The sequence below is a fragment of the Syntrophus sp. (in: bacteria) genome, assembly GCF_040768185.1.
Taxonomy (GTDB): domain Bacteria; phylum Desulfobacterota; class Syntrophia; order Syntrophales; family Syntrophaceae; genus Syntrophus; species Syntrophus buswellii.
In genome coordinates this window covers 75,195-97,725 of record NZ_JAXGNC010000007.1, presented here as the reverse complement: position 1 = coordinate 97,725, position 22,531 = coordinate 75,195, and the positions used below count along the sequence as shown (strand labels likewise).

The window sequence follows — 22,531 nt, the reverse complement described above, 5'->3', positions numbered from 1 at the left end:
GGGAATACGTCAAGAGTAAAAGCAAAATGAAAGAATTTCGAACCGGAAAGAATCCGACATTCCCATTCCGGCCCGGGGAGCGGCGGCTGCCGGCATCTTCCCCATTCCGGGATGGGCTTCACCAAAACATCCGCATTTTAACGCCCTGAGAATCCAGGTATGTCTTTATGTCCCGTATTGTATAACTGTGATAATGAACCATGGACGCAATCAGTGCCGCATCGGCTCTGCCACGGGTCAAAACGTCGCAAAGATGCTCGGGGTTGCCCGCCCCGCCGGAAGCGATAACCGGAATGCGCACATTTGATGAAATCAGGGACGTCAGATAGATCTCGTAACCTTCCCGGGTGCCGTCTGCATCAATGGAATTAAGGCATATTTCTCCGGCACCGAGGCTCTCGGCCCTTCTGGCCCACGCCAGGGCGTCAATCCCTGTAAAAATGCGGCCCCCGTGAATGACCATCTCGTAACCCGATGGAATGGATGACGATGCATCGACTTTTTTAACGTCCATACCCAGAACGATGCATTGTGAGCCGAAGGCTTTGGCCCCCTCACTGATGAGAAGAGGATTTTTGATGGCTTCCGAATTGACGCTGATCTTCTCAGCTCCCGCCAGGATCACGCGCCTCATGTCTTCGACCGTCCGGATTCCTCCGCCTACGGAGAAGGGGATCATGATGACCTCCGCCACCTGGCGGACAAGATCGATCATGATGTCCCGACTGTCTGCCGATGCGGTGATGTCATAAAAGACAAGTTCATCCGCCCCCTCTTCATAGTACCGGCGGGCCGCCTCAACAGGGTCTCCGATATCAATATTATCCTTGAATTTTATCCCCTTGGTCAATTGGCCGGCGCGGACGTCAAGACAGGGGATGATCCGTTTACTCAGCATCCGTTCCTCTCCATCCACAAAAATTCTCGAGGATCGCCAACCCGGGCCTTCCGCTCTTCTCCGGGTGAAACTGCACCGCAACGACATTTGCCGCCCCGACCGCGGAGGGAAATTCGATTCCGTAAGAAGTTGTTCCCAGGACATATTCTTCTGAATCCGGACGGGGAAAGAACGAATGCACAAAGTAAAATTCCGCATGGTCCGATATTCCGCGGAAAACGGGATGGTTTGTTCGAAAGGACACGGAATTCCACCCCATGTGGGGTATTTTCAGCAGGGCGCCGCTGCTCATCAGATCCTCGGGAAAACGTTTAACCGTGCCGGGGAGAATCCCCAAACAGGGGGTCGTGTTTTCTTCGCTGAAGTCGAAGATAATCTGAGTTCCGAGACAAATCCCCAGCAGGGGTTTCCCCTCCCGGGCGAGTTGGATAATGACCCGGTCCAGCCCTGTCCGCTTTAAATGGAACATGGCATCCCCCGCCGCACCGACTCCCGGAAAAATAACGTGGGAGGCGCTGCACAGCGTTTCATAATCCTTTGTAACGACGCACTCCTGCTTTAACCACTTGAGGGCGCGGAACACACTGGTCAAATTTCCTGCCTGGTAATCAATGATCGCGATCATAAATTCATCTGAAGGGGCCTCGCCATACTTCCCTCGTCAAAGCCGGGCAATGTCCTGTCTCCGATGTAAAAAGCCTCGCCTGACACGGAAGCCAGGCAAGGCTTTCACACTTCTCAATTGGTGCTGCTTTCCTCTATGCGAATCTTGACTCTTCTCTTCTACACCGCGCAATCGTTACGCAGGCTGAAAGACATAGGTCAGCTGCCCGTTGCTTGTCTTGGCTGGCTTGGCCGCCATCTCCATACCGACCTTCAGGGAGTCATCAGGATTGGAGACCGCCGGGTCGATGCGCCCGAACACCTTGTAATCGCCGTAATCTACGAGGGCGATGGTGTAGGGCAGTTCATCCGTGAAGCCCGTCGGCCCGTAGCGAAGCGTGCTGAAAGAAACCAGCTTTCCCTTGCCGGTGACTTCAAACCAATCCATATTGCTGGACAGAGACTTGTAACACTGAGCGCGTGGTGGGAAAAATTTCTGGCCGCAATCCTTGCAGACTGTTCCCATGATCTTTCCCTGTTCCAGGTAATCAATAAAATCGTTGACCTGCGTTACACCTGTGAAGCTTACCGTCCCAAATTTACTGAAGCGAACATCTTTATCTTTAGCCATGATTATTCTCTCCCAAAAATAGTCACACTACCGTACAAGCCGACACCACCGATGTTATGAACCAGACCGAACATCGGATCCTTCACCTGAATATTATCAGCCTCATCCCTCAGCTGACGAACGATGGTCCGAACCTGCGAACCACCCGTTGCTCCGATGGGATGCCCCTTGGAAAGAAGACCGCCGTCGATGTTGACGGGGATGCTTCCCTCTTTATAGGTCTCTTTGGCACGGACCAATTCAGGACCGCCGCCCGCCTCTGCAAAACCGAGGTTTTCAATGGCCATCATTTCGGCAATGGTAAAGCAGTCATGGACTTCAGCAACATCGATATGCTTCGGCGTAATGCCGGCCATTTTGTAAGCCTGCTTACCCGCTTCAATGCCAACCGCCAACCCGCTCAAAGATTCACGCCCGACCATGTTGACCGAGGCCGAAGCGGCGCCGACGCCGAGAATCCAGACAGGCTTCTTGCAGAATCTCTTCGCCTTCTCTTCGTTGGCGACGATGATGCAGGAACTGCCGTCGGCGTTTGCGCAGCAGTCTCCCACGCGCAGAGGACTGGCGACCGGTCCGCCCATCTTCTGGGGATCGAGGAAATCTTCATGGGCCACTGGTTTCCGATAAACGGCGCGGTCATTCAGAACACCGTAAGTTGCTGATTTCACGCGGATATTTGCGAGATCTTCCGGTTTTGTTCCGTATCTTGCGAAGTGAGCCTGGGCATGAAGGGCATAGTAGGCAGGCATCATTGTGCCGAAGGTCGATTCCCACTGAATGTCGGCGCCCCGGCCCATTCTTTCCTGGGACTCATTGGAGGTCAACTGGGACATGATCTGGAAGCCCAGAACCATAACGCAGTCATGGAGGCCGGATGCAACCAGGGAGTAAGCCAGCTTCAATCCCGTACTGCTGGATGAACAGAGGGTTTCAACATAGAAGGTCGGCTGGGGATTCAAACCCAGATATTCGGCTACAACACCAGCCGGGGATCTCTGCTTGTCATACTCGGGGGCGGAACACATGACCGTCGCGTCAACATCCGAGTTCTGTATATTTGCATCCTTCATTGCTTCACTATAAGCTTCAAACGCCAATTCCCTGATGGAACCGGGATAGCTTCGAACAAAGGTGCTTTGTCCTACGCCAATAACTGCAACTCGACTCATAAATTTCCTCCTGATCTTTTTGTTTAGTTCATCCCGTCACACAATTTTCATTGCCGGAGTAATGCTCAACAGCGGTTTTGCTACCACAAAATATCACAACTGTCAATTTATAAAAGCCAGCCTTTTGGCCTGGATTGGCCTGTCAACCTTGCCCGCAATTCCCTGCTCTTTCCGCCCGTCCTCTCCAATATTTTTCTTCCCTAAAAGCAGTCCTCCAGGGGCCATTTATCCGCTATTTCACGATGAGCGGACCAGTCTCCTCTCAAAGTCGCCACGGAGAGAGATTTCCTGATCAGAGAAGAGAAGGTCTTCCTGGGAACAAAACGGGCACCGAGGGAGGCGAGATGTGAGGTGTAAACCTGGCAGTCAATCAGGGTAAAATGAAGGTTTCCAAGCAGTTGCGCCAGAAATATCAACGCCGCCTTGGAGGCGTTTTTTTCCTTGGAAAACATGGATTCGCCGAAAAAGCAGCCTCCCAGGGAAACGCCGTACAGTCCCCCGGCCAGCTTTTCGCCGCACCAAACCTCCACGGAGTGCGCATAGCCAAGTTCATGAAGGATGCAATAGGCCTCCTCCATCCCGGCTGTAATCCATGTCCCATCCTGAGCCGGCCGGCCGACTGTTCCGCAGGCGGAAATCACGTCGTCAAAATGCTGGTCCAGGGTCATGGAAAACCGCTTCTGCTTCAGGACCTGCTTCATGCTTCGGGATATGACGATTTCCCGGGGGAAGAGAATAAAACGGGGATGGGGAGCCCACCAGAGGATGGGATCCCCATTGGAATACCAGGGAAAGATGCCCTGCCGATACGCCTCCAGAAGACGGTAGGGCGACAAATCACCGCCCACCGCCAAGAGGCCGTTTTCCATCGCCAGGGATACGGGGGGAAAGAGAATCTCTTTACCGAGCCGGAAGATCGGCATGGTCCTTCCGTTCGAGCTGTTCCTCCATCACCTTGACGACGACATCATCTTCGTCGATATCCGCATAGGCCTTGCCGCCCTGCTGCAGGCTGCCGAAAAGGACCTCGTCGACAAAGAACCGTTTGACCTTGTCCTGAATCAGTCGGGCAATCTCCCGGGCTCCGTATTCCGGGGAATAGCCCTTACGGGCCAGCCAGGCAAGGCAGGCCTCTGAAACCTCCAGTTCGACCTTCTTGTCCTGCAACTGTCTGTTGAAATCCCGGATTGCCTTCTCCACGATCTTCAACACCACCTCATCGGTCAGGGCATTGAAATTGATGACGGCATCGAGGCGGTTTCGGAACTCCGGCGAGAAGATGCGCTCGATTTCCACAAACACGGCATCCCGGTTGATTTCCTTTCCGCCGAAACCGATGGCCGGCTTTCCGATTTCCCGCGCACCGGCATTGGAGGTCATGAGAATAATGACATTGCGGAAATCGGCCTTTTTACCCGTGTTGTCCGTCAGGGTCGCGTAATCCATGATCTGGAGCAGGGTACTGAATATATCGCTGTGCGCCTTTTCAATTTCATCGAAGAGCAGCACGGAATGCGGAGATTTCCGGATGTCCTCGGTCAAAAGGCCGCCTTCTTCGTAACCCACATACCCCGGAGGTGCGCCGATCAACTTGGCGACCGTGTGCTTCTCCTGGTATTCACTCATGTCATACCGATGGAGCGGAATGCCCAGAGAGGAAGCCAACTGGCGGGCCAGCTCCGTCTTGCCGACACCCGTCGGGCCTACCAGCAGGAAGGAGCCCACGGGCTTGTCCGGCTCGCGGAAACCCGCCCGTGACCGCTTGATCGCTTCCACCAGCTGTTCGATGGCGGAATCCTGCCCGAAGATGGAGCTTTTCAGCTCGAGTTCAAGATCCCTCAATTTTTCAATTTCGGAGGAGGAAACGTTCTTCTCGGGAATCCGGGCTATCTTGGCGACGATCCGCTCCACATCATGCTGATCAATCACATGGCGGATATAATCAGCTGACGGCCGCATATTGGCGACGGCCCCTGCTTCGTCGATGACATCAATCGCCTTGTCCGGGAGCTTCCGGTCATTGATGAATTTTCCGGACAGCTCCGCGGCGGACCGCAGGGCCGCCTCCGTGTAATAGACGTGATGGTATTCCTCGTACTTGTCCTTCAGCCCTTTGAGGATCTGGAACGTCTCCTCAACGGTCGGCTCGGGAACCTCAATCTTCTGAAAACGCCGCGACAAAGCGCCGTCCTTCTCGAAATATTTTCGGTACTCGTCATACGTCGTAGAGCCGATGCACCGAAGATTTCCGTTGACCAGCGCCGGTTTGAGAATGTTGGAGGCATCCATGGAGCCGCCGGACACCGCACCTGCCCCCACGATGTTATGGATCTCATCGATAAACAGGATCACATTATCAAGTTTATTCAGTTCTGAAAGAACACGCTTCATCCGCTCTTCGAAGTCACCGCGGAATCGCGTCCCTGCCAGCAGGGCACCCATATCCAGGGCATAGATCCTGGCATGCTTCAACCGCCGGGGCACTTTTCCATGGATGATCATCTGGGCCAACCCTTCCGTCAGGGCCGTCTTCCCTACTCCCGGTTCACCCACATGAACCGGGTTATTCTTCAACCGCCTGCAGAGAACCTGGATGGTCCGATCCAGGATGTCCTCCCTGCCGATCAACGGATCCAGTTCACCGGCCATGGCCTTGGCGGTCAGGTCCGTCGTGAAGGCCTTGAGCACTTCGCTCTTCACCGTTTCCTGTTCGCGGCGGCCCGTCTCGCCGTCGGCCTTGGGATCTTCATGCTTCGGGCCGTGCTCAAATTCCTTTTCCGGTATGGCCGGTATGCCATGAGAAATATAATTCAGAAGCACGAGCCTGGTTATCCCCTCCTGGGCCAGAAAGTAGGAGGCGAAAGACTCCTTTTCCTCCAGAATGGAGACCAGGACATCCCCCAGATCCAGGACTTCTTTCTGCGACGACGAATTATGCCATACAGCCCTCTCGAGAACACTCTGAAAACCCAGAGACTGAACGGCATCCGAATCATTCAGCTTTGCATGGGAATCATGAAGATGATGTTCCAGGGCGCTCTTTAAATGGCCCAGATTTCCCCCGCATCTCGCGATGATATCCCGCCCTTCATCAAAGAAAAGTGCGGCATAGAGCAGGTGTTCCGGGGTAATAAATTCATGGCGCCGTGATTTTGCTTCCGCATAGGCCGCCATGATAATTTGATTCAAGCTTTCACTAAGCCTCATTATTCTTACCTCTCGTTTTAAAACTTCCTGTGGCCGGGCCGGTCCCGGCCTTTCATCCGGCCAAACCGCCCGGCCGGATTTCTCCGGGGCCTCCTTTTCAGGCTTCGTCCATGCTGCACCTTAAAGGAAACTCCCTCTGCCTGGACATGCAATGAACCCGGGCAATTTTCGTAGATGCAATGTCATAGGTGTAAATTCCGCAGACGCCCAGACCCTTCCTGTGCACATCCAGCATGATCCTCGTCGCCTCTGCGGCTGATTTGTGAAAGATGGTCATCAAAATATAAACGACAAAATCCATCGTGGTATAGTCATCGTTGTGAAGCAAAACACGGTACATCCTGGGCTTTAAAATCTCGTTTTCCAGCCCGATGTCCAACTCATCGCTGTGATTCGGTTCCTGGTGCATTCTCTTTCCGCTTCCCAATCAGGTACGGCCTCCTCTTCAGGACTGCAGGAGTTCGAGTCCTTCTGCTGGCATGTTTCATGCCGGGAGAATCTTTCTTTGCCACCGAAGAAGGAATTCCTCAATAAAAGCCAATCTTCTCAACCATCTAATGGAGCATTGTACCAGTTATATAATTCAAATTCACCCAAAATTCAAATTCTTTCCCTGCTCATACAATCACGCCTGCGGCTTCCCTTGACGAATATAATGTAATCACACCTTCTCCTCATGGCAATCCCTATCGGACATAAATCTTGCGAAGTCCCTGACGGCCAATTTCACCTTGACATGAAAATGGGTTTCATATAGAAAGTCAAATTTACTTATTGAACTCTTAAGAAGGAGGAAAATTCTTGGCTACACATAAATCCGCAGAAAAGAGAAGCAAGCAGAATGAGAAACGCCGGGTGGGAAATATCTCTATAAAATCAAGAGTTAAAACCTACATCAAATCGGTGCTTACGGCTGTCGAGGCAAGGGATAAAGAGGGGGCGTTAAACGCCCTGCAAAAGGCGGTTCCTGTCATTGCCAAAGCTGGCGCAAAGGGCGTTTATCATCACAAGACCGCTTCCCGCTATATATCCAGGCTCACCCGCAAGGTCAATGTCCAGTTTGCCGCCGAGGCATAGACTTCATTTCGAAGCCCGGTTTTTTCGACATCTGGCCCCACAATTCATGAGACAGGGCGTACGGCAGCCGTCAGAATCCTGAGAGGATCAGGCTGTACGCCCTTTCCGCTGCATCGCCGGACAACTTCACCAAGGCGTTTTTCCGTTTGATTTCCATCACATTCGTTTGTTCGCCCGCCACCGTGTAGTCGTTGTAATAGTTGAAGTTCCGGACCTGCCAGAGAATCCTTTTCGACGTCCGCTCCTCAAACGTAACATCCATCACAACGGTGAGCCGCTCTTCCACAGAAAGATCCGTCTTCCCATAGGAGAGGTGAGAAGTGCTCAGGCTTCGGATATCCCCCCGGATCAGGGCATCCGCTTCCTCACGGCTGCCGGCAAGCTGAAAACGCCCCCCCCGCAGGACCTGATCCATGAAGGCGCTGCGGAAGAGGTTTTCAATCCCGGCTTCGCTGGTCCTGTTGGTAAAGGTGTCGACAAAAACCTTTTGGATGGCGGGATCGATGCTATCCTCACCGTCAGCCAGATGATATCCGCAACCGGAACTCATCCACAGCATAATCAAAGCGCACACAAGCCCGGTCCACCGTCCAGACACCCTCTGGCAATCCATCCCCTTCATGGCCTCTCCATCCACCTCTGACCGGCCGGCCTGAATTTTTCCCGAATTCCAACGCTATGGGTCATTCCAAGCCGAACGCCTCTCGACTATCCTCATCCCTTAACGACAATATTCAACAGTTTTTTCGGCACATAGACCTGCTTGATCACCGTTTTTCCTTCGATAAAACGGGATACTTTCTCATCAGCCATCGCCAAGGCTTGAATTCGATCCTCCCGCTCATCCGGTGCCACGGCAATCCGGCCCCGCACTTTGCCATTCACCTGGATGACAATGGTCATCTCATCCCTTGCTGCAACAGCCGGATCATAAACCGGCAGCGGGGTATCCGCGAGGCAGACACCTTGATGGCCCAGCATCTGCCAGAGCTCTTCTGTAAGATGGGGCACGATCGGGGCCAGCAGGACAACAATGGCTTCGATCGTCTCCCGAACCACGGCGAGCGCCTTCCGGTCCTCCCGGGACGGCCTGGGTGTGCTGTAAAGGGTGTTGACCAGCTCCATAATGGCGCTGATGGCCGTGTTGAAATGGAAACGCTCGCCCATATCCTCCCGGACTTTTTGAATCGTCTGATGGGTCTTTCGGCGGAGACTCCTCAGATCGCCCTCCAGTTCTTCGCCGCCGCTAAAGGGTGCAATCCCCTGGAGATCGTCCAGATAGTCCATCACGATACGCCAGGTGCGGCCGATGAAGCGGAAGGATCCCTCCACCCCCTGGTCGCTCCATTCCAGGTCTTTTTCAGGAGGCGCCGCAAAGAGGCAGAACATTCGGGCCGTATCCGCCCCGTACTGCCGGATGAGATAATCCGGATCGACGACGTTTTTCAGGGATTTCGACATTTTCTCGGTCTTGCCGACAATCACCCCGGCACCGCAATGGGTGCAGCGGCCTTCCGTGACCTCCTCCGGGAACAGATAGCCGTGCTCCGGACAGCGGGTGGTTTCCTTGCAGACCATTCCCTGGGTCAGAAGATTCGTGAAGGGTTCGTCCACCCCCACCAGCCCGAAATCCCGGAGCATCTTGGTGTAAAAGCGGGCATAGAGGAGATGGAGGATAGCGTGTTCAATTCCGCCGATGTACTGATCGACGGGCATCCAGTAATCCACCTGCTCCCGCTTGATGCCGGGCTTTTGATCAAAATGGGGACAGCAGTAGCGTTCAAAATACCAGGAGGATTCCACAAAGGTGTCCATCGTGTCGCTTTCCCTCCTCGCCGGACCGCCGCAGGCGGGGCAGGCCGTGTTCAGAAAATCGGGGTGCCTTGCCAGGGGCGATCCCCCTTCACCGGAGAAATCAACATCCCGGGGCAGGACGATGGGAAGGTCGGATTCCGGCACCGGCACCGTTCCGCACTTCGGACAGTTGACCATGGGGATCGGCGCTCCCCAGTACCGCTGGCGGGAGATGCCCCAGTCCCGCAACCGGTATTGGACGGTCCTTTTCCCCTTCCCCAGGGAAATCAGATAATCGGCAATCGCATCCAGGGCCTTGAGATTTTCCATCCCGTCAAAAGGACCGGAATTGATCAGAATCCCCTCCTCCACATAGGCTTCCGTCATGGTCTCCGGATCCAGCGTTTTCCCCGGCGGAGAGATGACCACCACCTTGCGGAGATTGAATTTTTCCGCAAATTCAAAGTCCCGCTGGTCATGGGTCGGCACAGCCATCACACATCCCGTGCCATAATCCGCCAGGACAAAATTGGTCGCAAAAATCGGCATCTTCCAGCCGGTCAGCGGATTGAGGCAGTAACAGTCGAGGAAGAGCCCCTGCTTTTCATAGTAATCCGAGGTCCGCATCAGTTTGTCCTGTTTTTTGACCTCCTCGGCGAAGGCCAGCGCCTCTTTTTCAAGGGCCTTCCCCTTGACCAGTTCCATGACCAGGGGATGTTCGGCGGCAATCAGCATGAAGGTGGCGCCGAACAGCGTATCCTGCCGGGTGGTGAAGACCTTGATCTCGCCCGGTCCATCCGCCATGGGAAAGGACACCTCGCAGCCGAAGCTCTTTCCGATCCAGTTCCGCTGCATGGTCAGCACCCGCTCCGGCCATCCCGTCAGCCGATCGCATCCCTCCAGGAGTTCGTCGATATAGGCGGTTATGCGAAAGAACCACTGGTCCAGGACCTTTTCCTTCACTTCGCTGCTGCAGCGCCAGCAGAGCCCGGCTTCCACCTGCTCGTTGGCCAGAACGGTTTCACACCGCGGACACCAGTTCACGCTGGATGTTTTTTTATAGACGAGGCCCTTTTCAAACATCCAGAGAAAGAAAAGCTGTTCCCAGCGATAATATTCCGGTTCACAGGTCGAAACCTCACGGTCCCAGTCATAGCTGAACCCCATCCTCTTGAGCTGCATCCTCATGTGGGCTATGTTTTCATTCGTCCAGATGGAGGGATGGATCCCCCTTTCAATGGCGGCATTTTCCGCCGGCATGCCGAAGGAGTCCCAACCCATGGGGTGCAGAACGTTGTACCCCTCCATTCGCTTGTACCGGGCCACGACATCGCCGATGGTATAGTTTCTCACATGACCGATATGGATCTTGCCGGAAGGGTAGGGAAACATCTCCAGGAGATAGTATTTCTTTTTTGCTGGGTCTTCCGTCACCTTGAACGTACCGGTTTCTTCCCAGTATCGCTGCCACTTTTCCTCAATTTCCAGAGGCATGTATTTTCTGCTCATAAGGCACTCCCCGATTAAAGTCGGTATGTTCTCTAACATATTACGATAGCGCATTCAACACGGAAACTGTCGTCACTTTTGACTTCCCGGATTTGGGCATCCGGGAGGGCACGGTCAAACCACGCACAGGAAGCCCGCGATGGTGCATGATTCTGATGAAGGGTACTTAGCGTACCCGGCCGTTTATCAATGGAGTGTTGCCGAAGGAGGAAGGATTGGAAGGCCGTTTCAAAAAAAATGGGGTTGCACGTCCGAAAAAGGGCGCGTTTACTGTTTTGGTTCCTCGAGGACGCCGCTTGTGATTTCCTGATCCGCTTCCTTTTTTCCAAGTTTTACATAAAGCGCGTCAAGAATCCCATTGATAAAAGAACCGGAGTTTTCGGAGCCGTAAACCTTTCCCAGGTCAATGGCCTCGTTCATCGTCACTTTGGGCGGGATGTCCGCGCAGAAGCAGAGTTCAAAAACCGCCATGCGCAGGATGCTTTTGTCGACTTTCGACATCCTCGCTATGGACCAGTTTTCGGAACAGCTGCCGATCAGGGAATCAATCTGATCCCGATGTTCCCAGGTCCCCTCGATGAGAAGGGACGAAAACGGCCTGGCGTCCACGGACGCATCGTGATGCGCCCAGTACAGCTCAATGGCCTCCCCGGCCTCCATCCCCATAACTTCCAGACTGTAAAGAACCTGCAGGGCTATTTCCCGTGCTATTCTTCTCTGACGCATGAACTCCTCTGATTCCAATGTAACATCATAGCGACCCCGGCCGCAGCGGCTCGCCCAGCTCCCGGGAAAAGCCGCCGCTCAGCGGTGTCGCTGCTGCCGCGCCACCCCGATATCATCTCCCGTCCGGAACTGGAAGAACCTCATGGCAGACATGGGCCACCGGCGGCAGAGCATCCGTCGGCCCGATATTCTCCAGGATGCGTCCCGGATAAAAGGCCTTATATCTGCCTTAACAGATCAACCATCTCAATGGCCGTCATGGCGGCGTCCCACCCCTTGTTTCCTGCCTTGGTGCCCGCCCGTTCAATAGCCTGTTCGATGGTATCCGTCGTCAAAACGCCAAAGGAGATTGGAACCCCCAGTTCCAGGCCGACGTTGGCAATCCCTTTGGAAACTTCCGCGCTGATGTAATCAAAATGCGGGGTCGAACCACGGATTACCGCCCCCAGACAGATGATGGCATCAAAGCGTTTGCTGGCGGCGAGCTTTTTAGCCACCAGCGGCAGTTCGAATGCCCCGGGAACCCGGTAAATCTGAATATCCTTTTCTTCCGCCCCGGAACGCATCAGGGCATCCAGAGCACCATCCAGAAGCCGGCTGCCGATAAAATCATTGAAACGGCTGACAGCGATGCCAATTCTCATTCCCGTTGCAATTAAACGCCCCTCTGTCGCTATCGGCATGTCATCCTCCTTTTTCTGTCGTCTGTTCCTGCAATTCCTGTCCCGGCTCTCGCTTCGCAGTCGGCCTGACCGGATTTTCGGCACAGGCTTCAGCAAACTTCAGCGCTTTATCCTGCTACCCCTTCAGGGACAGTCCCTGCGATCCCCGCTCCGGGACGCTAGATCTCCAGAATGTGTCCCATTTTTTTCTTCTTCGTGGTCAGATAACGGATATTCTTGTCCGTCGGAGTGATTTCAATGGGCACCCGCTCCGTAACCTTGATCCCATATCCTTCCAGGCCTACGATTTTCTTCGGGTTGTTGGTCATAAGGCGCATCTTCCTCACCCCGAGATCGACCAGGATCTGAGCCCCGATTCCGTAATCCCGCAGATCCGGCTTGAAGCCCAGGGCGATATTCGCCTCCACGGTATCCTGCCCATGCTCCTGAAGCTCGTAGGCCTTGATCTTATTGACCAGCCCGATTCCACGGCCTTCCTGATGCATGTAGACAATGACGCCCTTCCCCTCCTTGTCGATCATCTCCATGGCCGTATGGAGCTGATCGCCGCAGTCGCAGCGTTCGGAACCGAACACGTCTCCCGTCAGGCATTCGGAGTGGACCCGTACCAGCACCTCATCGTCCGGCTGGATATCCCCTTTGACCATGGCCAGGTGCTGGAACTTATCCACATCGTTTTCGTAGACCACCAGTTTGAATTCTCCGCCATAGCGGGTGGGTATGGTTGCCGTCGCCGCCCGGCGGATCAGCGATTCGTGCTTCATGCGGAATTCAATGAGATCGGCAATGGTCGCTATCTTCAGGCCGTGCTCCTCGGCAAAGACCTCCAGATCGGGCATTCGGGCCATCGTCCCGTCATCCTTCATGATTTCACAGATCACCCCCGCGGGCTTCAGCTTCGCCAGTCTCGCCAGGTCAACCGAGCCCTCCGTCTGACCTGTTCTGACCAGGACACCTCCCTTTTTCGCCACAATGGGAAAAACATGGCCGGGGCTGACAAGATCACCGGGCTGAACGTTATCCGCCACAGCCGCCTGGATGGTCGTTGCCCGATCCGCGGCGGAAATGCCCGTGGTCACACCGCACCGCGCTTCGATGGAAACCGTAAAGGCCGTTCCGAAGCGGGAGCGGTTGTCCTGCACCATCATTGGGAGATTCAGCTTATCGGCCATCTCCTCGTTCAAGGTCAAGCAGATCAGTCCTCTGCCATATTTCGCCATGAAATTGATCGCCTCAGGCGTTACAAACTGCGCCGCCATACAGAGATCTCCCTCATTTTCCCGGTCTTCATCGTCCACCAGAATAATCATCCTGCCGTTCCGGATGTCCTCGATGGCCTCCTCTATCTTACACAAACTCATAACTCTCTCTCCTCATTTGAAAAGCACCGGCCGGCGCGTCCGCTCTTTCAGTGCGAATCCCGCTCCCGCGCTTTCCGGAGTTTACTTGAAAAATCCCTGCTTCATCAACAGTTCCCTGGTTATGCCGCCTTCCTTTTTCTCTTCGGGATGTAACAGGCGCTCCACATATTTGCCCAGGATGTCGGTTTCGATATTGACCCGGTCCCCTTTTTTCTTGAATCCCAGGGTCGTCTTTCCCGCCGTGTGGGGGATCATGTTAACATAAAACGCATGCTCTTCACAGCGATTCACCGTCAGGCTGACCCCATCGACGGCCACGGATCCCTTGGGAACCAGATAGCGGCTCAAGCCGTGCTCCACATCAATCCGGAAAATAACGGAACCGGATTTGACGGTCCGCTCCTGAATCCGTCCCAGGCCGTCGACATGACCCAGGACAATATGCCCCCCTAGAAAATCGGTGGGGCGCAGGGCTTTTTCCAGATTGGCCGACTCTCCCGGTGAAAAAAAGGCGAGATCCGTCCGGGAGAGCGTTTCTGCGGAAACGTCGGCGTTGAAACTCCGGCGGCCCACGGCGGTAACGGTCAGGCAGGCTCCATTCACGGCCACGCTGTCGCCGATGCGGACATCCGAAAGATCCATGTCCGTCCCAATTTCCAGCACAGCATCCTCACCCCGCCGGGACAGGCGCAGGACGGTCCCCATCGCTTGAATAATGCCCGTAAACATCCTCGATCTTCCTATGACCCGTCCTCTTTTTTACCGTCCTGAAATTCCTTGAGCTCCTCAAGGAAATCTTTGACATCGCGGAACTGCCGATAAACGGAGGCAAACCGCACATAGGCGACCGCATCCAGATCCTTGAGAACCTGCATCACTTTTTCACCGATGCTTGAAGATGAAATTTCTTCGCCGGAATACTCCTGGCAGAAGCGCTCCACCTCCGCCACGAGAGATTCGATGCTTTCCGTACTGATGGGCCGTTTCTGGCAGGCTTTCCGGATTCCGCTCCGGATTTTGTTGCGGTCAAAGGCTTCCCGGCGGCCGTCCGTTTTGACCACGGTCGGGAGAATTTCTTCAATGTACTCATACGTCGTAAAGCGTCGGCCGCAGTCCAGACACTCCCGCCTTCGCCGGATGGCGCTGCCGTCCCGGCTCACCCGGGAATCCATCACCTTGCTCTCCGTGTAGCCACAGAAGGGGCATTTCATAGGGTTTTCACCTGGATTCCCGCCTCAGCGAAAATTTCATCGGCCAGCTTGTCGCTGTATCCATCCCGAATCACGATGGAAACGATTCCGGCATTAATGATCATCTTTGCACAGATCCCGCAGGGATGATTCGTGCAGTAAAGGGTCGCGCCTGCGGTGCCGACTCCGTGCAGGGCCGCCTGGATAATGGCATTCTGCTCGGCATGAAGCCCCCGGCAAAGCTCATGCCGCTCCCCTGAGGGGATGTTGAGCTGATCGCGCAGGCATCCGACCTCCAGACAATGGCGCAATCCCGTAGGGGCGCCGTTGTACCCCGTGGATAAAATCCGGCGCTCCCTCACGAGCAGGGCTCCGACCCTGCGCCTTGTGCACGTGGAACGCCGGGCAACGAGCGATGCGATATCCATGAAGTATTCGTCCCAGTCCGGCCTGGAATGGTCCTCTGTCATGCGCCTTCGATCCGTTTGGCATAAAGGGGAAATTTCCCGCAAAGGCGGCGCACTTCTTCCCTTACCTCCTGCCGATGCCTTTCGCTGTCCCGGTTGCCCAGAACGTCGACAATCAGGCGGGCAATCTGCCGCATTTCCTCCTCTTTCATACCCCGGCTTGTCAGGGCGGGGGTGCCGATCCGGATCCCGCTGGTGACCATGGGGCCGCGGGTATCGAAGGGAATTCCGTTCTTGTTGACGGTGATCCCCGACGAATCGAGCAGCTCCTGGGCGTCCTTCCCGGTCAGTCCCTTGTCCGTCAGGTCCACAAGGAGCAGATGGTTGTCCGTTCCGCCGGAAACAAGGCGGTAGCCCTGACGAATCAGCTCCTCAGCCATCGCCTGGGCATTCTTGACGATCTGCCTCTGATATTCCTTGAATTCCTCCGTCAGGGCCTCTTTGAAGGCCACCGCCTTGGCGGCGATGGTGTGCATCAGCGGCCCCCCCTGGATACCGGGAAACACGCGGCTTCCAAGGGTTTTCTCATAGGGCGCCTGGCACATGACCAGGCCCCCCCGGGGACCCCGCAGGGTCTTGTGGGTTGTCGACGTGACATATTCGCAGACGGGGACGGGCGAGGGATGAAGCCCTGCCGCGACCAGGCCCGCAATATGAGCGATATCGGCCATCACCAAGGCGCCGACCGCATCAGCAATGGCCCGGAATTTTTCGAATTCGATGGTCCGGGAGTAGGCACTGGCGCCGACGACGATCAGCTTGGGGTTATGCTGCCTGGCAAGATCCTCCACCTGGTTGAAATCGATGCGTTCCGTCTCCCTGTCCACGCCGTAAGGAACGATGTTGTACAATTTTCCGGAAAAGTTGGCCGGGCTCCCGTGAGACAGGTGGCCGCCATGAGCGAGGTTCATTCCCAGGATGGTGTCTCCCACCGAAAGGGCGGCAAAGTAAACCGCCATGTTGGCCTGAGTCCCCGAGTGGGGCTGAACATTGACATAATCTGCGCCGAACAGTTTCCTGCAGCGCTCAATGGCCAGGTTTTCAGCCATATCGACGTACTCACAGCCTCCGTAGTACCTTTTTCCAGGATACCCTTCCGCATACTTGTTGGTCATCGTGCATCCCTGGGCCTCAAGAACCGCCTCGCTGACAAAGTTTTCCGACGCGATGAGCTCCAGTTTTTCAGCCTGCCTCCGAGTTTCCAGCAGGATGGCCTCGGCGATTTCGGGATCGGTCTCTCTTAACACTGACATGAATGCTGTATCCCCTTTTCTCTGTGTTCAATCTTGCATGTTCTGCGGATGTTGACGCTTTGTCCCGGATCGAATACCGTGGGACCCACACCTGAAGGAATCTGTCCCGCCCCCTTACGGATCAAAGCCGCTTCGCGCGTCTTCAAGCGCCCGGATCTTGTCCAGGCGGCCCCGATGGCGCCCCCCTTCGAAGGGTGTTTCCAGCCAGACCGCAACGATCTCTCTGGCTGTTTCGGGCCGGGTCCGCCTGCCGGCGAGGATCAGGATGTTGGTATCGTTGTGCAGGCGGCTCAGCCGCGCCGTCTCCGTATCCAGGCAGACCGCCGCCCGGATTCCGGCGAATTTGTTGGCCACGATGGCCATGCCGACCCCTGAACCGCAGACCAGGATTCCGCGGGCAAAAAGACCTGAAGCGACGGATTTTGCCACCACCGCCCCGTAATCCGGGTAATCCACGGAGGTCTCGCTGTCCGTTCCAACATCCTGAACGATCCAGCCGTTTTCCTCCAGGAAGGATTTGATCTCTTCCTTGAGAAGAAAGCCGGCGTGATCGGCGCCGATAATGATGGTTTGAGCCATAGGGGTCTACTCGAAATATTTCGCTAAGATGATGGTTGCATTCACCCCGCCGAAGCCGAAGGTGTTGGACATGGCGATCCGGATATCGCTCTTCCGCGCCGATAGGGGAACAAAATCCAGATCAAAGCCGGAATCAGGCTTCTCAAGATTGATGGTCGGGGGAATGATCCCTGATTCAAGCGCCTTCGCGGTAAGGATCGCTTCCACGCCCCCTGTTGCGCCCAGAAGGTGACCCGTCATGGATTTTGTCGAGCTGACCAGAAGTCGACCGGCCGAGGTTCCAAATACGGTTTTGATGGCCTCCACTTCGTACCGGTCGTTAAGGGGTGTCGATGTGCCGTGGGCGTTTACATAATCGACATCGGAAGGGCCGATCCCGGCATCCTGCAAGGCGGCCTGCATGCACCGGACCGCTCCCTCATGACCGGGAGGCGGGACGGCCAGGTGAAACGCGTCGCCGGTCGTTCCGTATCCCAGAATTTCTCCATGGATTCTTGCCCCTCTCGCCCTGGCGCCATCAAGCTCTTCAAGAATCAGAATGCCGCATCCCTCGCCGATGACGAATCCGTCGCGGTCCAGGTCGAAGGGGCGGCTGGCCTTCCGCGGTTCATCGTTTCTCCGGGAAAGAGCGCCCATGGCGGTGAAGCCGGCCACGGCCATCGGGGTGATCGCGGCATCAGCTCCTCCGGCAAAAACGACATCGGCATATCCCGATGCGATGAGCCGGAAGGCGTCGCCCAGCGCGGTCGTTCCGGAAGCGCAGGCCGTGACGGGGCAGCCGATGGGTCCCCGGGCGCCGAAGCGTATGGAGACATTTCCAGCCCCCAGATTGGATAGCACCGAAGGAACGGTGAAAGGGGAGATTTTACGGGGGCCGCTGCGCAGGAGAATCTCCTTCTGCTTTTCCAGGGTGGTCAGGCCGCCGATGGCCGAACCGATCACGACACCCGCACGATGGGCCTGGGAATCCTTAAGGGTCAGCTCCGCATCGGCGGCGGCCATCTCCGCTGAAGCCAGGCAATAGAGAATAAAGGGATCGAGACGTCGCAACTCTTTTTTGCCGACGTAAGCGATCGGATCGAAGTTCTGCAGCTCCCCGGCTATGCGGGTTTCAAAATCCGAGGCGTCAAATTTCGTTATCGGTCCTATGCCGGAGCGTCCCGCGCAGATTCCAGCCCATGTCTCCGCAACGGAGTTTCCCAGGGGCGTCACAGCGCCCATACCGGTTATGACGACTCTCCTTTTCAAGGAACGCATTCCCTTCAAGTTGTTTTATTAAATCGACGCTTCGTCACGTTCCGGTTGCCGGGCCCTGAAACAGAGCATCCCGCCCCTGAAGGCTTCCTCTCTGTCATCCTCGCACAGCCCCTGCAACGTGGGGAGGCGGGACGGCCAGGCCGATCGCCCGTGATCGAAGATCCGGACCGGGGCGCTTTCAATCCCAGGTTACATTCCTCGCCTTGAGAAAATCGATTACATCCTGGATCTTACGGATCTTCTTGAGCTCTTCGGTGGAAATCTCCACATCGAAGGTGTCTTCCATCTCCAGCAGCAATTCCGCCAAATCAAGAGAATCAGCCCCGAGATCATCAATAAAGAATGCCTCAGGGACGCACTCCTCCCTTGTCACTTCCAGCTGTTCGACAATAATTTCTAGAACTTTTTCTTCCAGCGTCACCTGTTGTTCCTCCCCGCACTTTCGCTCCTGAAATCAAGTCGCTTTTCCGCGGCATCCCCCGGGATGATGTTCCCGCCGCTTCAGGTTAAAAGACGTTTTTTTTCATGACGGCTGAAGTTTTTCAAGAAGCAAAACCGCACCTGGCAGTCGCCCCGCTTCAACCGGAAAAACGGATCAGCCAAGGTCTTCCACTTTGATGACAGCCCGACCCTTGTAGGTCCCGCAGTAGGGACAGACATGGTGAGGCAGCTTGAATTTGCCGCACTGGGGACAGGCCGAAGCCTGAACGGGGCTCAGAAAATCATGCGCCCTTCTCATATTTCTTCTTGTTCTGGAATGTCTCTTTACCGGATTTGCCATGGTAATCCCTCTTTCCTTTTATATGTCATGAAAATTGATAGTGTTTAATGATTACGACCGCTCTCTTCACCCATCCCGCCCCGCAGGCCCGTTTAAGGGTGAACTCTTTGGAAACAGCTCTTTCCGTTGGTATATTTCTTCAGGTTACTTCCCGGGAATCTTGAGATTTTTTAAAACGGCGAATCGGTCATCCCCCGGAGCCGCCCGGCAGCCGCAGGTTCCTGCATTGAGATTCGCGCCGCACTGGGGACACAATCCCCTGCAGGTTTCACGGCAAAGAACCTTCATGGGAATCTGAAGCATGATCTGTTCATAGATCAAAGGCGACAGATCAACGACCTCTCCCTGATAAAAGCCGAATTCCAGATCCTCCGCCTGCAGTTCCACGTCATCCTTCATGCTCTCTCTGACCGGCATCAACGTGTAACGGAAATCAAAGTCCACGGGCAACCGGACGGTCTCCAGGCAGCGGCAGCAAAGGGTCTCTACAACGGCATTGATCTTCCCCTCGACAAACACCGCCTCCCCAGCCCGGGAAACATGACAGGAGACGGCTGCCTGGGGGATGCTGAGGATGTCTGACTCGCCATCCGCCAGAAAATTCCGGAACCAGCCCTCCGTAAAATCGAAATGGAGGTCGAGGCCCGCTTCCGGCACCATCAGAACATTAATTTTCAAGATGCACCATAACTCATTAAATCGTAAGGCTTTTAACCGGAGATGCCACCTGTAACCCTGTGAATCTCTTATATAAAGGTGAGGATTAGATTATAAATATCCATCCTTGTCAAGTACAATTTGCTCGAAAACCGCCTTGACAAACCATGAACGCTGGTCCTATAAAGGTCACACTACAATTCCCTGAGGAAACGAATATAATGCAGAAAAATAAACAGGTTCGGACCCGGTTCGCCCCTTCGCCGACAGGTTACCTTCACATCGGAGGGGCGCGCACGGCCCTGTTCAGCTGGCTTTACGCCAGGCATTCGCAGGGGAAGTTCGTGCTGCGAATCGAAGACACGGACCAGCAGCGCTCCACAGAGGAATCAACCCGTGCGATCCTGGATGCCATGGAGTGGCTCGGGCTGAACTGGGATGAAGGACCCTATTTCCAGGCCGAACGGGTCACCATCCACAGGGAAATGATCCGGAAGCTGATTGACGAGGACAAGGCCTACTACTGCGTCTGCACACCCGAGGAACTGGAGGAGAAGCGGAGGCGGGCCCTTGCGGAAGGCAGGAAGCCGAAATATGACGGAACCTGCCGGGATAGAAAACTTCCCCCCTCCGATGGAGCCGTTGTCCGGTTCCGCTGCCCCCAGACAGGAACGACAATCGTCGAGGACCTCATTAAGGGGAAGATTTCCTTTAACAATGAAGAGCTGGATGATCTGATCATTCAGCGCAGCGACGGCTACCCGACCTACAATTTCGCCGTTGTGGTCGACGATGCCCAGATGAACATCACCCATGTGATCCGGGGCGACGACCATGTCAACAATACCCCGCGGCAGATTCTCCTTTACGAAGCCCTGGATTACGAGATCCCCCAGTTCGGCCATGTGCCGATGATCCTCGGCGCCGACAAGACCCGCCTCAGCAAGCGGCACGGGGCAACATCCGTCATGGCTTACAAGGAGCTGGGATATCTGCCGGAGGCCCTGGTCAATTATCTTGTTCGTCTCGGGTGGTCTCACGGAGATCAGGAAATCTTTGCCCTGGATGAACTCATCGAACTGTTCGACCTGGGAAGCATCGGCAAATCCGCCGCCGTTTTCAATCCCGACAAGCTTCTCTGGCTGAATCAGCACTACATCAAATCCTATCCGGAAGAGAAACTCCTGGATGTTCTTCAGCCTTTCTGGAAAAAATCAGGTCTTGACGTGACCGATTCCGATTATGGATTGCACATTGTCCGTGATCTGAAGGCCCGGGCGAAGACCCTTCCCGAAATGGTGGAATCCAGCCTCTTTTATTTCACCGATGAGCCGCCCATCGACGCCGATGCGGCGGCAAAATTCCTCACCCCGGAAATCGCCGACCATCTGGGAGCCATTGCGGATGAGCTGACAACGCTCTCGGATTATTCCAAGGAAGGGATTGAGGCCTTTCTCCGCAACCTGGCCGAAGCGAGGTCCATCAAGCTCAAGACAATCGCCCAGCCGCTCCGCATCGCCCTGACCGGGAAAACGGCCAGCCCAGGCCTCGATGACATCATGCTGACCCTTGGAAAAGAGCGTGTGTCTTCACGCATCCGGCGAGCGGTGTCGTACATCCGGAATCACCGCTTGTCCTGAAATCTTTTGCCTTGACTTTTTCTGTGTTGTTGCATAGAAACTGCCCTCATGGTCCCATCGTCTAGTGGTTAGGACGCTGGCCTCTCACGCCGGAAGCCGGGGTTCAACTCCCCGTGGGACTACCAATAAATACATGCAGTTATCTAATTAGATAACTGCTTTTTTATTTGGGTGTCCCGAGGTGCGTCCCTCTTTTCCAAAAGCCTTAATCCAACGGCCAGATCATCAATCTTCTTGAGGTATATCCCTGTTGTAGTCTGCGTTTGGTGTCTCAATAACCGCTGAAGCTTTTTGATGCTGACCGGGTGAACGTCATTTAAGACCGAGGGACCACAACTATTGACAATATCTCTCAATTATTTCAAGCATCACATTGCAAATGCCGCCCTTGAGGGCACAAACAACAAGCTTAAAACCTTAAAGAGGCAGGCCTATGGATTCAGGGATATGGAATACTTCAAACTCCGACTCTATCACCTGCATACCCAGAGGTACTCATTAGCCGGATGAACCAAAAGAGTGGGATGTCACACGCTGCGTCACAGTTTTGCCACGCACATGCTGGAAAACGGGGTCACGATCCGCGTCATTCAGGAACTCCTCGGCCACGCGGATGTCAAGACAACGGAGATATATACCCATGTGATGTCCCGCGATATCCGCGGTCTGCAGAGTCCGCCGGATAAGCTCATGCCCAATGCCGACGATTGATGTCAGACATTTCTTCTGACGGCTCGGAGTAGAGGGGCGGGCTCGCTTCACAGGATATTCTTCATCGAAAAACAGGGGCGGCGTTCCTTCTTGAGGAATCGGCTCACTTCCTTGAGAATTAGCCCGTTAAGAATCCTGTTTTGATTGCGCTTCGGGCAGACACCCACGGCATGTGCCCGACGATATCTGATGGCAAGATTGCACGGCGGCCGAGACTGTCCCTCGCTTGGCTACAGGAAATTATCAATAGACATCATACAGATAATTTTTCGTGATTAGATGTCTTTATATTCCGCTTCGCTCTGTACCCCCATTCGGCCTGCGCCTCATTCCGGTTC

General features: G+C 54.9%; 23 protein-coding genes, 1 tRNA gene and 2 pseudogenes. 5 read left to right on the top strand and 21 right to left on the bottom strand.

The genetic code is table 11. The features are described from left to right. Nucleotides 1–118: 118 nt before the first annotated feature. The 7 genes from hisF to clpS form a co-directional block, all read right to left on the bottom strand. Nucleotides 119–898 (bottom strand): imidazole glycerol phosphate synthase subunit HisF, encoded by a 780-nt coding sequence (hisF, locus tag AB3175_RS08735; RefSeq protein ID WP_367360558.1) that lies wholly within the window; start codon nt 896–898, stop codon nt 119–121. Further along, nucleotides 888–1,523 (bottom strand): imidazole glycerol phosphate synthase subunit HisH, encoded by a 636-nt coding sequence (gene hisH, locus AB3175_RS08730; protein WP_367360557.1) that lies wholly within the window; start codon nt 1,521–1,523, stop codon nt 888–890. The genes hisF and hisH overlap by 11 nt, the downstream gene beginning before the upstream one ends. A gap of 174 nt (nt 1,524–1,697) precedes the next feature. After that, a complete protein-coding gene (locus AB3175_RS08725; protein WP_367360556.1) occupies nt 1,698–2,132 on the bottom strand; it encodes a Zn-ribbon domain-containing OB-fold protein in 435 nt (144 codons plus the stop codon). A gap of 2 nt (nt 2,133–2,134) precedes the next feature. Beyond that, nucleotides 2,135–3,301, bottom strand: a complete 1,167-nt coding sequence (locus tag AB3175_RS08720) for an acetyl-CoA acetyltransferase (RefSeq protein ID WP_367360555.1) — start codon at nt 3,299–3,301, stop codon at nt 2,135–2,137. A 200-nt stretch (nt 3,302–3,501) separates the two neighbouring features. Continuing rightward, complete coding sequence (aat, locus tag AB3175_RS08715; RefSeq protein WP_367360554.1) at nt 3,502–4,224, bottom strand: leucyl/phenylalanyl-tRNA--protein transferase; 723 nt, start codon at nt 4,222–4,224, stop codon at nt 3,502–3,504. After that, a complete protein-coding gene (gene clpA / locus AB3175_RS08710; protein WP_367360553.1) occupies nt 4,202–6,508 on the bottom strand; it encodes an ATP-dependent Clp protease ATP-binding subunit ClpA in 2,307 nt (768 codons plus the stop codon). Before clpA ends, aat begins: the two co-directional genes overlap by 23 nt. A 97-nt stretch (nt 6,509–6,605) precedes the next feature. Next, nucleotides 6,606–6,917 carry an ATP-dependent Clp protease adapter ClpS gene (clpS, locus tag AB3175_RS08705; RefSeq protein WP_367360614.1) on the bottom strand — a complete coding sequence of 104 codons (312 nt, stop codon included), beginning with the start codon at nt 6,915–6,917 and terminating at the stop codon, nt 6,606–6,608. A gap of 392 nt (nt 6,918–7,309) precedes the next feature. On the opposite strand from clpS, the gene rpsT reads away from it, so the two are divergent. After that, nucleotides 7,310–7,585 (top strand): 30S ribosomal protein S20, encoded by a 276-nt coding sequence (gene rpsT, locus AB3175_RS08700; protein ID WP_367360552.1) that lies wholly within the window; start codon nt 7,310–7,312, stop codon nt 7,583–7,585. Nucleotides 7,586–7,655: 70 nt separating this feature from the next. Here the strand turns inward: rpsT and lptE are convergent, their stop codons facing one another. From lptE to AB3175_RS08630, 14 genes are all read right to left on the bottom strand, one after another. Then, complete coding sequence (gene lptE / locus AB3175_RS08695; RefSeq protein ID WP_367360551.1) at nt 7,656–8,159, bottom strand: LPS assembly lipoprotein LptE; 504 nt, start codon at nt 8,157–8,159, stop codon at nt 7,656–7,658. 140 nt (nt 8,160–8,299) lie between these two features. After that, entirely contained in the window at nt 8,300–10,888 is a 2,589-nt protein-coding gene (leuS, locus tag AB3175_RS08690; RefSeq protein WP_367360550.1) for a leucine--tRNA ligase, read from the bottom strand. Nucleotides 10,889–11,155: 267 nt separating this feature from the next. Further along, nucleotides 11,156–11,614 (bottom strand): transcription antitermination factor NusB, encoded by a 459-nt coding sequence (gene nusB, locus AB3175_RS08685; RefSeq protein WP_367360549.1) that lies wholly within the window; start codon nt 11,612–11,614, stop codon nt 11,156–11,158. 218 nt (nt 11,615–11,832) lie between these two features. Beyond that, entirely contained in the window at nt 11,833–12,297 is a 465-nt protein-coding gene (gene ribE, locus AB3175_RS08680) for a 6,7-dimethyl-8-ribityllumazine synthase (RefSeq protein ID WP_367360548.1), read from the bottom strand. 158 nt (nt 12,298–12,455) lie between these two features. Next, nucleotides 12,456–13,658: a bifunctional 3,4-dihydroxy-2-butanone-4-phosphate synthase/GTP cyclohydrolase II gene (locus AB3175_RS08675; protein WP_367360547.1), complete on the bottom strand. Its 1,203-nt coding sequence runs from the start codon at nt 13,656–13,658 to the stop codon at nt 12,456–12,458. 81 nt (nt 13,659–13,739) lie between these two features. Then, nucleotides 13,740–14,387, bottom strand: a complete 648-nt coding sequence (locus tag AB3175_RS08670) for a riboflavin synthase (RefSeq protein ID WP_367360546.1) — start codon at nt 14,385–14,387, stop codon at nt 13,740–13,742. 11 nt (nt 14,388–14,398) lie between these two features. Further along, entirely contained in the window at nt 14,399–14,869 is a 471-nt protein-coding gene (nrdR, locus tag AB3175_RS08665) for a transcriptional regulator NrdR (protein WP_367360545.1), read from the bottom strand. Further along, nucleotides 14,866–15,318, bottom strand: coding sequence for a cytidine/deoxycytidylate deaminase family protein (locus AB3175_RS08660; protein WP_367360544.1), 453 nt, complete (start codon nt 15,316–15,318; stop codon nt 14,866–14,868). Before AB3175_RS08660 ends, nrdR begins: the two co-directional genes overlap by 4 nt. Beyond that, entirely contained in the window at nt 15,315–16,568 is a 1,254-nt protein-coding gene (glyA, locus tag AB3175_RS08655) for a serine hydroxymethyltransferase (RefSeq protein WP_367360543.1), read from the bottom strand. The genes AB3175_RS08660 and glyA overlap by 4 nt, the downstream gene beginning before the upstream one ends. 114 nt (nt 16,569–16,682) lie before the next feature. Next, nucleotides 16,683–17,147, bottom strand: coding sequence for a ribose 5-phosphate isomerase B (gene rpiB / locus AB3175_RS08650; RefSeq protein ID WP_367360542.1), 465 nt, complete (start codon nt 17,145–17,147; stop codon nt 16,683–16,685). Between the two features lie 6 nt (nt 17,148–17,153). Beyond that, the gene (fabF, locus tag AB3175_RS08645) at nt 17,154–18,395 is read right to left on the bottom strand and encodes a beta-ketoacyl-ACP synthase II (protein ID WP_367360541.1); all 1,242 of its coding nucleotides are present in this window, start codon (nt 18,393–18,395) and stop codon (nt 17,154–17,156) included. A 187-nt stretch (nt 18,396–18,582) separates the two neighbouring features. Then, on the bottom strand, nt 18,583–18,825 hold the full coding sequence (acpP, locus tag AB3175_RS08640; protein WP_367360540.1) for an acyl carrier protein: 243 nt from the start codon (nt 18,823–18,825) through the stop codon (nt 18,583–18,585). A gap of 174 nt (nt 18,826–18,999) precedes the next feature. Beyond that, nucleotides 19,000–19,185: a 50S ribosomal protein L32 gene (gene rpmF, locus AB3175_RS08635; protein WP_367360539.1), complete on the bottom strand. Its 186-nt coding sequence runs from the start codon at nt 19,183–19,185 to the stop codon at nt 19,000–19,002. A 144-nt stretch (nt 19,186–19,329) separates the two neighbouring features. Then, nucleotides 19,330–19,863, bottom strand: coding sequence for a DUF177 domain-containing protein (locus AB3175_RS08630; RefSeq protein ID WP_367360538.1), 534 nt, complete (start codon nt 19,861–19,863; stop codon nt 19,330–19,332). 200 nt (nt 19,864–20,063) lie between these two features. On the opposite strand from AB3175_RS08630, the gene gltX reads away from it, so the two are divergent. From gltX to AB3175_RS08610, 4 genes and pseudogenes are all read left to right on the top strand, one after another. Further along, on the top strand, nt 20,064–21,482 hold the full coding sequence (gene gltX, locus AB3175_RS08625) for a glutamate--tRNA ligase (RefSeq protein ID WP_367360537.1): 1,419 nt from the start codon (nt 20,064–20,066) through the stop codon (nt 21,480–21,482). 50 nt (nt 21,483–21,532) lie between these two features. After that, nucleotides 21,533–21,607 (top strand) — tRNA-Glu (locus AB3175_RS08620). 229 nt (nt 21,608–21,836) lie between these two features. Further along, nucleotides 21,837–21,992: pseudogene (locus tag AB3175_RS08615) on the top strand (transposase); the annotation flags it as partial. Between the two features lie 3 nt (nt 21,993–21,995). Then, nucleotides 21,996–22,193: pseudogene (locus tag AB3175_RS08610) on the top strand (tyrosine-type recombinase/integrase); the annotation flags it as partial. Between the last annotated feature and the right edge of the window lie 338 nt (nt 22,194–22,531).